This is a genomic window from Halococcus morrhuae DSM 1307, assembly GCF_000336695.1.
GTDB lineage: Archaea > Halobacteriota > Halobacteria > Halobacteriales > Halococcaceae > Halococcus > Halococcus morrhuae.
In genome coordinates, this window is record NZ_AOMC01000142.1 from 38,303 (window position 1) to 54,082 (window position 15,780).

The 15,780-nt window shown below is 63.1% G+C and carries 17 protein-coding genes; 13 read left to right on the top strand and 4 right to left on the bottom strand.

The features are described 5' to 3' along the window. Nucleotides 1-15: 15 nt before the first annotated feature. From C448_RS11980 to C448_RS12030, 11 genes are all read left to right on the top strand, one after another. Nucleotides 16-672, top strand: a complete 657-nt coding sequence (locus C448_RS11980) for a hypothetical protein (protein WP_004055087.1) — start codon at nt 16-18, stop codon at nt 670-672. Between the two features lie 93 nt (nt 673-765). Beyond that, the gene (locus C448_RS11985) at nt 766-1,242 is read left to right on the top strand and encodes a hypothetical protein (protein WP_004055090.1); all 477 of its coding nucleotides are present in this window, start codon (nt 766-768) and stop codon (nt 1,240-1,242) included. A gap of 56 nt (nt 1,243-1,298) precedes the next feature. Beyond that, on the top strand, nt 1,299-1,757 hold the full coding sequence (locus tag C448_RS11990; RefSeq protein ID WP_004055091.1) for a universal stress protein: 459 nt from the start codon (nt 1,299-1,301) through the stop codon (nt 1,755-1,757). 84 nt (nt 1,758-1,841) lie between these two features. After that, entirely contained in the window at nt 1,842-3,287 is a 1,446-nt protein-coding gene (locus C448_RS11995) for a substrate-binding domain-containing protein (protein WP_049916311.1), read from the top strand. Beyond that, a complete protein-coding gene (locus C448_RS12000) occupies nt 3,287-4,267 on the top strand; it encodes a carbohydrate ABC transporter permease (RefSeq protein ID WP_004055094.1) in 981 nt (326 codons plus the stop codon). The genes C448_RS11995 and C448_RS12000 overlap by 1 nt, the downstream gene beginning before the upstream one ends. A gap of 1 nt (nt 4,268) precedes the next feature. Next, entirely contained in the window at nt 4,269-5,201 is a 933-nt protein-coding gene (locus C448_RS12005; protein WP_004055096.1) for a carbohydrate ABC transporter permease, read from the top strand. A 5-nt stretch (nt 5,202-5,206) separates the two neighbouring features. Next, a complete protein-coding gene (locus C448_RS12010) occupies nt 5,207-6,388 on the top strand; it encodes an ABC transporter ATP-binding protein (RefSeq protein WP_004055098.1) in 1,182 nt (393 codons plus the stop codon). A gap of 1 nt (nt 6,389) precedes the next feature. Further along, nucleotides 6,390-6,593 (top strand): hypothetical protein, encoded by a 204-nt coding sequence (locus C448_RS12015; RefSeq protein WP_004055100.1) that lies wholly within the window; start codon nt 6,390-6,392, stop codon nt 6,591-6,593. A gap of 64 nt (nt 6,594-6,657) precedes the next feature. Further along, on the top strand, nt 6,658-7,746 hold the full coding sequence (locus tag C448_RS12020) for a Gfo/Idh/MocA family protein (RefSeq protein ID WP_004055102.1): 1,089 nt from the start codon (nt 6,658-6,660) through the stop codon (nt 7,744-7,746). A 130-nt stretch (nt 7,747-7,876) separates the two neighbouring features. Continuing rightward, nucleotides 7,877-8,524 carry a TetR/AcrR family transcriptional regulator gene (locus C448_RS12025; protein WP_004055104.1) on the top strand — a complete coding sequence of 216 codons (648 nt, stop codon included), beginning with the start codon at nt 7,877-7,879 and terminating at the stop codon, nt 8,522-8,524. Nucleotides 8,525-8,740: 216 nt separating this feature from the next. Then, nucleotides 8,741-9,607 (top strand): universal stress protein, encoded by an 867-nt coding sequence (locus tag C448_RS12030; protein WP_004055106.1) that lies wholly within the window; start codon nt 8,741-8,743, stop codon nt 9,605-9,607. A 720-nt stretch (nt 9,608-10,327) separates the two neighbouring features. Here C448_RS12030 and C448_RS12035 read toward each other — a convergent pair. Both C448_RS12035 and C448_RS12040 read right to left on the bottom strand, forming a co-directional pair. Further along, complete coding sequence (locus tag C448_RS12035; protein ID WP_004055107.1) at nt 10,328-11,299, bottom strand: electron transfer flavoprotein subunit alpha/FixB family protein; 972 nt, start codon at nt 11,297-11,299, stop codon at nt 10,328-10,330. Next, nucleotides 11,296-12,087, bottom strand: a complete 792-nt coding sequence (locus C448_RS12040; RefSeq protein ID WP_004055109.1) for an electron transfer flavoprotein subunit beta/FixA family protein — start codon at nt 12,085-12,087, stop codon at nt 11,296-11,298. Before C448_RS12040 ends, C448_RS12035 begins: the two co-directional genes overlap by 4 nt. A gap of 218 nt (nt 12,088-12,305) precedes the next feature. Between C448_RS12040 and C448_RS12045 the strand changes: the two genes are divergently transcribed. Next, nucleotides 12,306-13,088, top strand: a complete 783-nt coding sequence (locus C448_RS12045; protein ID WP_004055111.1) for an IclR family transcriptional regulator — start codon at nt 12,306-12,308, stop codon at nt 13,086-13,088. Nucleotides 13,089-13,197: 109 nt separating this feature from the next. Then, on the top strand, nt 13,198-14,166 hold the full coding sequence (locus C448_RS12050; protein ID WP_004055113.1) for an MBL fold metallo-hydrolase: 969 nt from the start codon (nt 13,198-13,200) through the stop codon (nt 14,164-14,166). A 9-nt stretch (nt 14,167-14,175) separates the two neighbouring features. Here the strand turns inward: C448_RS12050 and C448_RS12055 are convergent, their stop codons facing one another. Together C448_RS12055 and C448_RS12060 are read right to left on the bottom strand one after the other, a co-directional pair. Then, the gene (locus C448_RS12055; RefSeq protein WP_004055115.1) at nt 14,176-14,601 is read right to left on the bottom strand and encodes a Zn-ribbon domain-containing OB-fold protein; all 426 of its coding nucleotides are present in this window, start codon (nt 14,599-14,601) and stop codon (nt 14,176-14,178) included. A 105-nt stretch (nt 14,602-14,706) separates the two neighbouring features. After that, nucleotides 14,707-15,774, bottom strand: coding sequence for an FAS1-like dehydratase domain-containing protein (locus tag C448_RS12060; RefSeq protein WP_004055116.1), 1,068 nt, complete (start codon nt 15,772-15,774; stop codon nt 14,707-14,709). Nucleotides 15,775-15,780: the final 6 nt, after the last annotated feature.

The window sequence follows — 15,780 nt, forward strand, 5'->3', positions numbered from 1 at the left end:
CGAAACAGAGACAAAATGGACGACAACAACACGTTTCTCAGTCGACGGCGCATCATCAAGGGAGCCGGCGTGGCTACCGGTATCGGTATCATCGGCGGCGGCAGCCTGCTGTACTCCTCACAGCCCGCACTCGCCGCGGTCGGCAGCAGTCCGATATCAGCCTCCAACCTCTCGATCACGGCCAACAACAACGCCGTGACCGAGGTGACTGTCGAGCCCGTGCTCTCGCTCAAGTGGTCGAGTTTCAGTTCGGGGATCTCCGGGTTCGATATCGATGTCACGGCCGGACCGTCGGGCGGATCTCTCAGCTCGGCAGCGAATTTGACCGGTGTCAGCGACGGCACGACGGCCGGCGTTTCGAGCTACTCCGTCCAGAACACCGGGTCGAACGGTGATTCGGAAGGGATCGCGGATATCTCGCTTGCCGGCATCGGCCTCGTGAGCAGCGGTGCGCTCACCCAGTCCGACCTCCCGAGCGGTGTCACTGATGGGACGTCCGGCACGAAAACCGTCGACTTCGCGGTGACAGTGACTGCCAACAGCGCGAGCGGCAACGGTAGCGCCACCGACACGTCACCCGACCCGGCGGGATCGTTCGACGTGACGCTCAACAACGACGCCGGGACCACCAACGCGACCGGGAACATCAACACCAGCGGCACCAGCGGGTAACGCACTCCGCCGCGACCGACCCGGACGACGCGTTCGGACACTTTTTCGCATCGAGCGACCGATCATCCACGCGACCCGCAGCCACCATACCGCATGACTCAGGACACGTCGGATCTCCACACACGCATCGACTCCCGATCGGCCTTCGCCAACGTGCTGGCGCTGTCGGGCTACGTCGGCCTCGCAGTCGGCCTCTGTCTCGAAGCCTACCGGCTCTATCTCGTCGACTCGGCGATCGGGATGGGTAGTGCACCCGAGTGGGTCACGCTGAGTGGCTCCTCGCTGCTCGTCGGCTCGGTCGTCGTCCTGCTCTACGCGCGCGTTCTCGACGAGATCTTCGCGGGCTGGCTCGATATCGCCGTGATCGGGCTGCTGGTCGGCCAGTGGGGGGTTGCTCTGGCGTCGTATCTCGATGCGATGGTCGGCGGTCCCGGCAGCCCGTACGGCTTCTTCATCATCGCCGCCGCCGGCGTGTACGCCCTCGTCGCGGTCGCTGCGGCGCTCAACTATCTGCGTCGGTGCTGGCCGACGATCGGTGGCGTCGCGAGCCGGCGCTCTCAGGAGGAGTGAGGGACAGCCGCTGCTCGCGCCCATAGAACTATGTAAGAGCTCGTGAATGTGTGGGTATGGCACTTGAAACCGTTCTCCTGGCGCTCGGACCGGGTGACGCCGAGCGCGTCGACAGGCTGGCCGAGGAGACGATCGACATCGCCGGTCCATCCGGGGCGACGGTCGTTCTGGGTCACGTCTTCACCGAGTCCGAGTACGAGCGCGCCATCGACCAGTTGGGGTTCGACCCCACGGCCACCGAGGTGTCGCCACAGGAGGTGGCGGGTCGTCACGCGACGGTTCGCGAACTCGCCGAGCGGCTCGAAGCGGCGGACGTCGCCGTCGCCGTCGGTGGCGCGATCGGCGAACACGGCGAGAGCATCGTCGGCTTGGCCGAGGAGTCGGGGGCCGACATGGTCATCGTCGGCGGGCGACAGCGCTCGCCGGCCGGGAAGGCGGTGTTCGGCTCGACGGCCCAGACGGTGATGCTCTCGGCACCCTGCCCGGTGACGTTCGTCCGGGCGGATACGTCGTGATGGGGCCGATCCCTCCGTCGGATGGCGATTGCTTGCCTGTGCCTCCAGTAGATATAAGTATATGTGCAGTTTCATTTCAGGACGATGCGTGAGTCTATCACACATGGAGGTGGCGACCGCTCCCGTCGCACCTTCTTGCGGACCGCGGGCGCGTCGGGGGCTGCGGTCGCGCTCGCCGGCTGTATCGCCGGCGGCAGTCAAACGGATGCGAACACCGTCCGGTGGGTGACCGATTCGACCGGGGCGGACAACGCGGGTGCGATACGGAAGGCGCTCTGGAACGCGGGGCTGTCGAAGGACATCTATCTCGACGTCATCGCCGGGCCCCAGAACACGGGTACGCGCCAGTCGCAGTACACCCGGTGGCTCTCGGCCGGACTCGAAGATCCCGACCTCCTGATGATGGACAACGGCTGGGCGCTCAACTTCATCAACCGCGACCAGCTGCTCAACCTCAGCGATAACCTGCCCGAGCGCGTCCTGAAGAAGGTCAACAACGACTACTTCCAGGCCAGCGTCGAGACCGCCAAGGGTGACGACGGCGATCTCTATGCGGTGCCGCTGTTTCCGGACTTCCCCGTCATGCTCTACCGGAAGGACCTGGTGAAACAGGCGGGCTACAACCCGAAACAGGAGAACTGGGCGACGAAGTCGATGCGCTGGAAGAAGTTCTCGAAGGTCGTCGCCGACGCGAAGCAACAGGCGGGCCTCCAGTACGGCTTCTCCTTCCAGGGCAACCTCTACGAAGGGCTCGCCTGCTGTGACTTCAACGAGTTCATGACGAGCTGGGGCGGGGCATACTTCGGCGGTCGGGACACCCTGTTCGGTCCGATCGGCAAGCGGCCGGTGACGGTGGGCGAGAAGCCCGTCGTCGATGCGGTGAAGATGGTGCGGACGTTCATCTTCGGGTCGAACGCGCCGCATACGCTGGACGGCTACGAGCAGATCTCGCCCAACGCGGTGCTCGGCTGGATCGAGGACTCCTCACTGGGCCCGTTCTCCGGCGGGAACGCGGTCGCGCTGCGCAACTGGCCGTACGCGATCGCGACCGCCGGTGCCGACGACGCGCTCGGCACGCAGAAACTCGGTGTGATGCCGATCCCCTACGCCGTTTCCGAGAACAAATCGAAATACAAGAACATCGGCGGGCCGGTGGCCGCCCTCGGCGGCTGGCATATGACCGTCAATCCGAACTCGTCCCAGCGCGGGAAGGCGCTTCAGGTCATCGAGGCGATGACCCAGCCGTCCTTCCAGCTCAAACTGTTCGAGCTCACCGGCTGGCTCCCGCCGAACCAGACGGTGCTCGCCTCACGGCAGGCGAAGCAGGTGCCGATCGTCGGTAACTACATCGAACAGCTGCGCGTCGCCGGCGAGAATGCGATTCCACGCCCAGTAAGCGTCGTCTGGCCACAACAGTCCGGCCAGATCGCCCAGCAGGTCCACGCGGGTCTCTCCGGCGACAAGCCACCGAAACAGGCGATGAACGAACTGAAAGACCAGCTCGTGGCGATCGAGAACTACAACCGATAATGGCAACTGAACGATCGACCGAGGCCGAACGACGCTCCGGCGTATATGCGAGCGCGGTCCGCTGGCTCGAAAACCTGAGCGAGACGGCGTTCGCCTACCTGCTCCTGGCACCGGCCTTCCTCCTGCTCGCGGTGATCGCCTTCTGGCCGCTGTTGAGCACCTTCCGGATGTCGCTCTTCGCCGACAGCATCAGCGGCGCGGCCCAGCTCGGCGAGTTCGTCGGTCTGGAGAACTACGTCAACCTGCTCACGGGACAGCTCGACACCGTGGCGCTGCCACAGCCGTTTTTCGACCTGAGTGCACCGTTCCAGAGCGCGCTCATCGTGACGTTCATCTTCACCATCGTCAGCGTCTTTTTCGAGACGATCATCGGGCTCGGCCAGGCGCTGGTGCTCGATCAGAAGTTCCGGGGCCGGCGCTGGGTTCGCGTCGCCATCATCATCCCGTGGGCGGTGCCGATCGTCATCCAGGGAATGATGTTCTACCTGCTGTTCCGGTCGGGGATCGGCCCCGGCGTCGCCGTCGTCGAGGCGCTCGGCGGATCGACGTCGCCACTGGTCAACAGCGCCGAGGCGTTGCCGATCATCATCCTCGCCGACGTCTGGAAGACGACCGCGTTCATGGCGCTGTTGATCCTCGCGGGGCTCCAGAGCGTCGATCGCAGCCTCTACGACGTGGCGAAGGTCGCCGGCGCAACGAAGTGGCAGCAGTTCAAGACGATCACGTTCCCGCTGGTGTTGCCGACGGTGCTGGTCGCGATGCTGTTCCGGACCATCGCCGCGATGCGGATCTACGGGCTGATCGAGACGACGGCGAGCTGTACGACGGTCCCCTCGTTGTCGTGTCTGGTCGTCACGACCTTCAGCACCCGACGGTACGGGACCGCCTCGGCGGTGGCGTTCGTGACGGCAGCGATCATCGGCATCGTCGTCTCGATCTACATCGTCAGATACTGGCAGGGCTCACAGGGGGCTGCCTGAGATGGCGGGCGCACAGGCGAGCGAGACGAGCGACGACGACGCCGGCCCGTTCACCCGTTGGGTACAGAAGTCGATCCGCAACCCCGATCGGACCTACCGGGCGATGTTCTACGTCGTGACGATCTTCTTCCTGATCACGACGCTGTTCCCGTTCTACTGGCTGCTGGTGCTCGCGCTCACCCCGACCGATCTCGTCGATCAGGCGGGACTGCTCCCGGCGGGGTTCAACCCCGAGGCGTTCATCACCATCTTCGAGCAGCTGCCGTTCCACGTCTACCTGTTCAACAGCTTCGTCATCGCGCTCGGGACCACGGCCGTCGTCCTCGTGCTGGCGAGCCTCGTCGGTTACGTCTTCGGCCGGCTGGAGTTCCCCGGACGAGGAATCCTGATGATCCTCGTGCTCGCCATCTCCTATTTCCCGCCGGCGGCGTTCCTCCTGCCGCTGTTCCGGCTCTTCACCGGCAACGTCGAGATCCTGGGGCTGAGCAGTCCGTTCGTGTTCAACTCGCCGATCGGCATCGGCCTGCCGCTCAGCGCGCTGTTCATGCCGTTATCGATCTTCATTCTGACGACGTTCTACGGCCAGATCCCCGACGGGCTGGAGGACGCCGCGCGCGTCGAGGGCACGACTCGGCTTGGTGCGCTCGTGCGCGTCATCATCCCGCTGTCGGCACCCGGCGTTGCGACCGCGGGCGTACTCACCTTCATCAACGTCTACAGCGAGTTCTTCTTCTCGTATCTGATGACCGACGGACAGGCACAGAACTGGGGCCCGCTCGTCTGGGGGATTCTCGGCTATCAGACCCAGTACGCGGCATCGTACAACCTGATGGCGGCCGCGAGCATCATCGGCGTGTTGCCGGTGGCGATCCTCGTGGTGATCGCCCAGGAGCGAATCGTCAGCGGCCTCACCAGCGGCGCACTCAAGGAGTAATCACCATGGCAAACGTCACGCTCGAAGGAGTCACGAAACGGTACGACGACGTCGTCGCGGTCGACGACATGAACCTCGAGATCCCTGACGGCGAGTTCGTCACGCTCGTCGGCCCCTCGGGCTGTGGGAAATCGACGACGATGGAGACCGTCGCCGGTCTCACGATGCCCACCGAGGGGACGATCTCCATCGGCGATCGGGAGGTGACGGATCTGCCGCCGAAGGACCGCGGGATCGCGATGGTGTTCCAGAACATCGCGCTGTTCCCGCATATGGACGTCTACGACAACATCTCGTTCGGGCTGCGACTCCGGAACTTCGACGAGGACGAGACCGATCGCCGCGTCGAGAACGCTGCCGAGATCGTCCAGATGCAGGGGATGCTCGATCGGATGCCGAGCGAGATGAGCGGCGGCCAGCGCCAGCGCGTCGCGATCGCGCGGGCGCTGGTGCGCGAGCCCGACGTCTTCCTCATGGACGAGCCGCTGGCGAATCTGGATGCGAAACTCAGGGTGCACATGCGCACGGAGCTCCAGCGCATCCACCGGGAGCTCGATACGACCGTCATCTACGTCACCCACGACCAGGCCGAAGCGATGACGATGTCCGATCGGATCGCCGTCATCGATGGCGGCCGACTCCAGCAGATCGATCCGCCGCTGGTCTGTTACAACGAACCGGACAACCTCTTCGTTGCGGGGTTCATCGGCTCTCCGAGCATGAACTTCGTCGAGGGAACGGTGAGTTCGGACGGCTTCGATTCCGAGTACGTCGATGTCGCGTTCGACGCCGGACCGATGGCGCTCGGCGAAGGTGATGCGGTCACGCTCGGCATCAGGCCGGAGGACATCTATCCAGCCGGGGAGGCCGGCTCCGTTTCCCATTCCACGGCCGAGATCGAGACGACCGTCGACGTGCTCGAACCGATGGGCGACGAGATCTTCGTCTATCTCCTGCTCGCCGAGGACGCCGAAAGCGATCTCGAAGATCCCGAGGCCGGCGATCAGCTCCAGATGAGCGTCGATCCGGCTTCGGATATCGAGGCCGGTGACAGCGTCTCCGTCGTGTTCGACCGCGAGAAACTCCATCTGTTCGATACGGACTCCGGACAGGCGCTCGAACACGGGCTTGTCCAGCCGACGCAGGCCGAGGGAACGACCGGAACGGGGGCCGAGACGGACGATTGAGATGGTTACCGATATCGGACTGCTCTACGTCGGCGGGATGTCGCTGCTGTTCGTCTTCTGGGCCTACGGGCTGGTGTCGTTCGTCCTCGACGTGAAGAACACGTTCATCCCGTTGACCCGGCAGTATCTGCGCGGGCGACGGCGGGAGCAAGAGGAGGCGGAACGTGAGGCCGAGCGCGAGGAGCGCGAGGAGCAGTTGTACTGAGAGCATCCCTCGAAGCCGGTCGAGAGCGGTATTCTTACAACGAGCGCCCCCATAGCTAGTGGATATGCCCTCCTCTTCTCCGACCATCGGAATCATCGGACTCGGGAACATCGGGCGATTTCACGCCGACCGACTCGTCGACAACGGGGCCGATATCATCGGCAGCGACATCGACCCCGACGCCCGCAGCCGCTTCGCCGACTCGTACGCGACCAACGCCTACGCCGACGTCACCGACCTGTTCGACGACGCCGACGGCGTGATCGTCGCGACGCCGAACCGCTTCCACGAGGAGTACGCCATCGCGGCGCTCGACGCGGGACTGGACGTCCTGCTCGAAAAGCCGGTCGCCCACTCGCTCGAAAGCGCCGAGGCGATCGCCGCCGCCGCCGAGAGTAGTGATGGATTCGTCATGACGGGGTTCAAAAACCGGTTCTCGAACCCCGTCGAGGTGCTCAAGAGCTTTCAGGAGGAGGGTCGTTTCGGCACCCCTCGCCACGTCGAGGCGAACTACATCCGTCGGCGCGGCATCCCGGGGCGTGGCTCGTGGTTCACCAGCCAGTCGGCTTCTGGTGGTGGGTCGCTCATCGACATCGGCGTCCACGCGATCGATCTCGCCCTGTTCTTCCTCGATTTCCCGGAGGTCGTCGAGGTGTCGGCGACGACGCGCTCGGCGTTCGGCTCGCGCGAGGACTACGCCTATCTCGAAATGCTCGGCGAGGATCTCGGCCCCTCGGAGTTCAACGTCGACGACTCGGTGAGCGCGTTCATCCGGTGTGCCGACGGGGCGACGGTGAGCCTCGAAGCCGCGTGGGCGACCAACCGCCCGACCAACCACGAGTTCCTCCTCCGGGGAACCGAGGCGGGCGCGCTGTTCGACCGCAACGAGAACACGCTGACGGTCTACGAGAGCAGCAACGCCGGCGTCGACCATCTCACCGACACAACGGTGACGACGCGTCCGAACGACGACATGCTGGCCGAACAGGCCGCGTTCATCGAGGGCATCGAGAGCGGGACGCCGCCCGAACGGAACACGATCGCCGAGGGGCTGACCGTCCAGCGCGTCATCGACGCCATCTACCGATCGGCCGACGCCGGGCGTGCCGTGCGCCTCGACCGGACACAGGACGCCACGGTCGAACTCGACTGAACCGGCCGCAACGCGACGTTTTTCGTTCTCTCCGCCAGCATCGGAATCACGATCGGCTCTCCCTGCCTCTCGCCGTGTGCCATACGTGGGACACAAACTATAACCGAACGACTGGCTAACTAGATAGTTAGTGAGCGAGACGAACGCGGACGACATCGATACGGCGGACGGTGCTGCGGAGCAGGCGGAGTCGGGGACGGCAAACGAGGCGATCATGGAGGCGACCTATCGGGCGCTCTGTACGCATGGGGCGGCCGATCTCTCCGTTCAGGCGATCGCCGACGAGTTCGACAAGAGCAAATCGCTGATCTTCTATCACTACGACTCGCGCGAGGACCTCCTCTCGTCGTTTCTCGCCTATCTCCTGGAGAACTTCAAGAACCGGGTCGCGGCCAGCGAGATCACGGATCCGGTGACGCAGCTCGACGGGCTGATCGACAGCCTGCTGTACGGGCCCGACGACAACGAATCCTTCCAGATCGCGATGCTCGAACTCCGCTCACAGGCCCCGTTCAACGAGGCCTACCGCGAGCAGTTCCGCCGGAATCGTGCGCACGTCCACCGGCTGACCGCGCGGGTGATCGACTGTGGGATCGACGACGGCGTCTTCGCACCCGTCGATCCCGACTACATCGCGACGCTGCTGTTGACGATGATCGACGGCGCGCGCCTGCAGCTGGTGGTACTCGGCGACGAGACGATCCTCGATACCACGCGTGCAGCGATCGACGACCGACTTGACGCGACGCTATTCGCCGAGCAAAGACCTTCCGATTGATACGGTGTGCACCCGTCTACCGGCGTCAGTATCGTTCACGACACGATTTTCCACACAGCAGCGAGACGCGTGTGATTTATACTGTCGGACAGAAGTACGTGAAGATTCGATTCCGAGAACCCATTGCAACGAGCTGATTTTCGCGTCACAGGTTCTTGATCAGATCTGTCCGACAGTATTAACCACCGCAGGCGAAATACTCGTCGAGAACGCTCGATGTACGACACCATCTTGGTCCCGACCGACGGCAGTGAGGGAGCAGAAGCGGCTGCACGACACGCATTGGCGCTCGCGAACGCGTTCGACAGCGACCTGCGCTTCCTGAGCATCGTCGACGATCGCTCGTCGAGCAGCGGTTTCGCCGGACTCGATTCGCTCGCCGACGAGCAACGCGACGCGCTCGACGAGGGCGCAGCCGAGAACCTCCGATCGCTCGAAGATCTCGCGACCGACGCCGCCATCCCGTTCGAGTCGACCGTCGAACACGGGATTCCCCACCGGACGATCCTCGATCATGCCGACAAGCACGACGCCGATCTCGTCGCGATGGGCACACACGGCCGAACTGGCCTCCAGCGCGTGTTCGTAGGTAGCGTCACCGAGCGCGTCGTCAGAACGGGCGACGTCCCCGTCTTCACGACGCGTGCAGCACCGGACGAGGACGCCGGCTATGGCGACGTGCTGATCCCGACCGACGGCAGCGACGCCGCGAGCGCCGCCGTCGAACACGGGCTCGCCGTCGCCGATCGCTACGACGGCACCGTCCACGCGCTCTCGGTCGTGGATCTGAGTTCGATCACCGGCTCCTACGATACTGGCTCGATCGTCAAAGCCTGGAAAAGCGATTGCGAGCAGGCGGTCGCCGAGATCGCCGACGCGGCCGAGGATCGCGGGATCGACGTCGTCACCGAAGTCGGGCAGAGCACCCCCTACCGCGCGATCGAACGATACGTCAACGACCAGGGAATCGACCTCGTCACGATGGGCACGCACGGCCGAACCGGACTCGAACGCTATCTCGTCGGGAGCGTGACCGCCCGCACGGTCAGAACGAGCGACGTTCCGGTGCTCACGACCCGATAGCTACCAGTACCGACCCGATCACAACGAGATCGCTCGGAAATAGCAACTCCCTCGTACTGTTCAGTAAGCCTCCTCTCGTTTACGAATCTTCACAACTCAAAGTATAGGTCCTCATATATTTGCAAATTCTGACTGTTTCTGAATACGACCAAAATAGTGACACAACTGAGATTCTGGTTGTGCGATAAGCGCTCGACAACCATTCTCTTCGCACCGGTAGTGGCATCACGGATGCTTCGATTGATAGTCGTTGACCACCTCCGACTCTACACCATCGAGCATGCCGCGATCTACGTCCCTCTCCAATCCAACATCTCGGCCAAATAACGCTGTAAAGACTGTCCGCACGCCTCTCACCATGTTCACAAGCCATTGGTCTAACCGTTGTTTCGGACGCATTGCGTCAAAAATGTTGTCCTTAATCGGATCGCATACAGTACCAACAACATGTTCTACGAGGATGATCTCTGGAGATCTTCCACATTCGAACCAACGAAACAATCTCTCATCACGTGCTGCTTGAAAGCGTATTCATCACCCAAAAAACATTCTATATAGACGACTGAAAACGGGAAAAGACATTTTTCAGTTATAGTCAGATTCTATATGTATGGAAGACTGTAAGACAGAATCGTCATCCGGATGATCCTGGAAAACAGCTTCGTATAATCGGCGATCGATTCTCGCCGAATCGATAACGGCGTTGCTCCTCTCGCTCTCTCAGAGTGCGGGTGGTTCGCCACCGAATTCCTCGATAAGCGCGGGAACGACATCGAAGAGATCGTCGGCGACACCGTAGTCGGCGAGATCGTAGATGGGGGCGCTCGCGTCGGTGTTGATGGCGACGATGGTGTCGGCACCTTTCATGCCGGCGACGTGCTGAACGGCTCCCGAGATCCCGATGGCGATGTAGACGTCGGGCGTCACGACCTTCCCGCTCTGCCCCACCTGCCGATTTTTGGGCAGCCAGCCGTTGTCGACGATCGGTCTCGATGAAGAGAGCGTCGCGCCGAGGGTATCGGCCAGCGCTTCGACGAGCGCGATGTTCTCCTCTTCCTCGATACCACGACCGACGGAGACGAGCACGTCAGCGTCAGTGATATCGACGTCACCGCCGCCGACCTCTTGGTAGCCCGTGACCGTCGAGCGGACGGCCGATTCGTCGATATCCACGTCGAACTGACTGATTTCGGCATCACCAGTACCCTCGGCGGGTGGCCACTCGCCGGGACGGATCGTCAGCGCCACTCGATCGGCGTCGACCTCGACCACTGTCTCGACCTTCGAGCCGTACATCTCGCGGGTGACGGCCGGTTCGTCGCCGTACTCGACGTCGATGGCGTCGGTCACCAGCGGGAGCGACAGTGCGTTGGCAACGGCGGGCGCGTAGTCGAGTCCATTGACCGTGTTGGGCAGCACGAGCAGTTCGGGATCGATCTCGTCGGCGAGCGCTTCGACGGACTGGGTATAGATGTCGTGGTTGAACTCCTCGCCCTCGCTGACGGTGTGAACCATATCGACTCCCTCCCGATTGAGTTCGTCGGCAAACCCGTCGACATCGCCGCCGATGACGGCCACGTGGAGGTCGCCATCGGCGGCGTCGGCGAGTTCGCGCCCGGCAGTCACGAGTTCGAAGCTGACGTCACGAAGATCACCGCGGCGGTGTTCGGCGACGGCCAGAATATCGCTCATGCTTCGACCCCCTCGTCGCGGAGGAGGTCGGCGAGTTGGTCGGCCTCCTCGTCGGGGCTGCCCTCGAAGAGGGTGGCATCGCTTTCGGTCTCGGGCTCGTAGAGCTGCGTCAACGAGACGTCACTGTCGGTGACGCTGGCGTCGAGACCCAGCTCGTCGAGGGTTTTGGGGGCGATCTCCTTGGACTGGGCCTGCCGGATCCCACGTAGACTGGCGTAGCGCGGTTCGTTGATCCCCGTCTGGATCGTGAGCACGGCAGGGAGTTCGACGTCAGTGAACTCCTCGACGCCACCTTCGAGTTCGCGATGAACCGACGCGGTCTCATTCCCCGGTTCGTATTCGAGATCGTTGACGACGGCGGCCCACTCGAAGCCGACTTCCTCGGCCAAGGCAACACCCGTCGCGCCGAAGGCGGTATCGTCCGATTGGACACCCGTGAGAACGAGATCGGGCTGTTCGTCCTCGACGACAGCTGCCAGAACGTCGGCTTTGGTCTCGCTGTCGAGGTACTCCGTTCCCTCCAGGTTCTCGTCCCAGACACGAATGGAACGGTCGACGCCCTTGGCGAGTGCCATCCGGATGGTCTCGTCGGCGCGCTCGGGCCCGATCGTCACCGAAACCACTTCGACGTCCTCGCCGGCTTCCTGGAGCTGGACGCCCGCCTCGACGGCGTAGTCGTCCCATTCATTGAGGTCGTAGTTCAGGTACTGCTCGTCGATGGCCAGCCCGTCGATTTCGAACTCGTCCTCGACGTCGGCCACCTCCGCCACTGCCACCAGAACCTTCATACAGTCGTTCGTTTCCTCTCGCTATTAACGATACCGGTGTGTGCGACTTCTTGCAGTCCGGCACGCGCTCGCGATCAGCATTTCGGATGTAAACACCATCGTTGCATCAATTGTCGATGTGGCTGTAACAGCACTGCCGATCCTCGGGCATCGCTCCCCTACTGCGCTGCTTTCGATATACACGAAACATTGATGTGGAATCGCCGACCCGTTGCTGTATGGATGCATCCGACACCGTGCCGATACAGTCGCTCAGGACCGCGAAGGACATCGTCGACTTCTTGGTCGAAAACGACGGCGCAGGCGTGACCGAGACCGCCGAACGGATCGACAGACCGCTGAGCACGACCCACGAATATCTCAATACGTTGACTGAAATCGGCTACCTCATCCGTGGCGACGACGGCTACTACGTCAGCTCGCTCCATCTCTCGGTCGGCACGGAGGTACGGAGCCAGGACCCATTGTACGCGGCGGCGAAACCGGAGATCGACAAGTTCGCCGCCGAGACCGACAACAACATCGTCCTGTTGAAGGAGGAGAGCGGTTATGGCGTCACGCTCTACAGCGTCGAGAACGACGATTCGATGCGGATCCAGCCACGGGCGGGCAACCGCAACTACCTCCACATCAACGCGGGCGGCAAGGCCATCCTGGCGAGTCTCCCGCACGAGCGAGTCGAGGCGATCGTCGAAAACGTTGGGCTCGACGCAGTCACCGAGAACACGATCACCGATCGGGAGACGCTGTTCGAGGAGCTCGAAACGATCCGAGAGGTCGGCTACGCCGTCTCGCGCGAGGAGGATATCGTCGGCATCCACGAGATCGCGATCCCGATCCTCGTCGAGGACGCCCGCAACATCGGCTCGATCCTCGTCTACGGCCCGGCGAGCGAGTTCACCGACGAACGCCTCACCGAAGAACTCCCCGAAGCGCTCCGCAGACTCAAGAACGTCCTGGAGTTCAATCTCACGTACGCACAGTACAGTACGACTCAGTGAAGACAGAGGGGCTCCCCGATCGACGGCGACGGCTGCGCATCGGAATCCGTTTATTTCACTGCCACGATCGACCCCGTAACGTTATTTCACTGCACTCCGAACTCGCTCCGTGACCAGCATCGATCGAATACGGCTGCCGACGCCCTTCGGCGTCGGGGACGTCAACTGTTACCTGCTACCGACGGCCGAACTCACCGTTATCGATCCCGGGCCGGAGACGGCCGACGCTCGGGAGGCACTCCGCTCGGGTCTGAACGAGCGTGGCTACTCCGTCGAAGACGTTGCGAACGTCCTCATCACGCACCCGCACATGGACCACTTCGGCGGTGCACGGCGGCTCGCCGACGAGGCGGATGCGCGCGTCATCGCTCACGGGGACGCGGTCGAGCGCCTCGTGGCCCCGACCGGCCAGTTCGAGGACGAACAGGCGTTCTTCCACGGGTTTTTGCGCTCGATGGGGATGCCCGAAGACACCGTCGAAACGCTTCTCACGCTTCCCGAATCGTACACGGATTTCCAGAGTCCGGTCACGCCGGATCGGACGGTCGCCGACGGCGAGCGACTCGATCTCGGCGTCGTCCTCGACTGCGTTCACACGCCGGGCCACGCCGTCGGTTCGGTCTGCTATCGGCTCCGGAGCGAGAACGCCGTCTTCACCGGCGATCACGTACTTCCGGACATCACGCCGAACCCGACGCTCACGACGCTTCCCGGGAGAAGTGACGAGCGAACGCGAAGCCTCCCGACCTATCTCGCGTCGCTCGAAAAACTCCGCACGGTCGACGAGACGGTCGGCTACGGCGGTCATGGGGATCGACTGAGATCTCTCCAGAAACGTATCGACGAGACGATTGCCCACCATCACGAGCGAAAGGAACACATCGCGGGGATGATCCCTGATTCGGAGCCGGGAACGACGGCCTATCGACTCATGAACGAGCTGTTTCCGGAACTGCCCGCAACGGAAGGGTTCGTCGGCATCTCCGAGATCGTCGGCCACCTCGATCTGCTGGACGACGAGGGCCGACTCGACTGGCACGAAACCGACGGCGTCAGGAAATGCGTGCTCGCCGGCTGAGTAGCTGTTTCAGGACGGACGAAACAGCGGGACCGTCGTATCTTCGTTGACGTCCTCCCAGACCACTTCGACCGGCATGCCGATCTCGACCGATTCGGGATCGATGTCGACGACCTGCGTGATGAGACGGATGTCCTCGGTCCCATCGAGCAGGACGATGGAGACGTTGTAGGGGGTGTGATCCTCGTGGGCGGGGCTGGCGGCGTAGTGGGTCGTCGTGTACGTGTAGATCTCGCCGGTGCCGGGAACGTCGGCCCAGTCGACCTCGTACGACCGGCAGTCGGGACAGACCGGCGTGGGTGGGTGTCTGAGCGCGCCACAGTCCGCACACTGCTGGACGACGAGCTCGTGTCGGTTACACGCCTCCCAGAACGGGGCGGTGTCGATCCCCTTCTCCGGGAGCGGGAAGATCTCCTCTCTGGTAGTACCTCTCATTGTCCTCGTCCTCTCCTTCCGGCCACCGTGGAATAAACGTTCCGTCCGTTCGTCCGCCCGTGGTTCGACGGCATCGATATCCGGCTATCGTATCCCATCATCGGGCTATTTCACCCCGTCTCTGACGAGCGTGACCGACGACGGGCAGACGTCCCGGCCGTCGTTGTCCATCGTCACGCCGAGCTCGATCCGACCCTCGTTCTCGTCGACGTCCGTGACCTCGGCTCCGACGGAGAGTTTGTCGCCGGCATAGGCCGTTCCCTGGATCGCGATCTCGCGTTCGGCGATCCGCCACTCCGGGCCGGCCCACTGCACCGCCACCCGATCGGCCAACCCTTGAAGCGCCATCGTGTTGAGGAAGATCGTCTCGTTGCCCCGCGAACGGGTGTACTCGGGATCGTGGTGATGACCCGAGAAGTCCCGCGTCGCGGCCGCGTTGTGAACGACCTTCGTGTACGTGACGGGGAATTCGAACCCGTCGACCCCGTCACCCGGCGAAACCTCGTCGATGTCGATCGACGCGTACGGATCGTCGGGTCCCTGTCCATCCGGCACATCGACTGCACGACGACCCTCGGCGAAGGGCGTCTCGAACGATTCCGTACGTTCCTCCTCGTCGTCGGCGCTGTAGCGGAGCATCACGTTCGACTCCTCGGCAACGAGTTCGCCACCGCCGTCGCGATAGGTCGTCTTCTCGGTGACGAAGTTACCTGTCCCGACCCGCGTCTCCTTCTCCTCGCTCACGGATTCGATCGAGGTCTGCCAGTTCAGCTGCGTGCCGACCAGCAGCGGTCGATGGATCGTGGTCTTCGACTGCGTGTTGATGATGGTGTCCTTTCCGCCCGGCAACGGTACGTCCGTCACCGAGACGTCCTCGCCGTCGGCCCCCTCGGCATCCGGCCCGGGCGTCCACTCCGGATCCATCTTCCAGGTCCAGAACAGACCTGGCGGGCTCCGGATGGCTCCCCAGTGGTTCGCCGCGAAGCGCTCGTCCCAAAAGGAGGGGTTCGCGTCCTCGATCAGTTCGGCGTAGAACTGGATCATCGAGCGGTTGACCGGCTCGGCCGCGAAGAACGTGTCTCCCGATCGGCCGACCCACTCCTGTGCCTCCTCGAACGATCCCGTCGCTACGTCGATCGCCGTGACGTCGTCGTTGCTGTTGTCTGAACTCATGTTTGT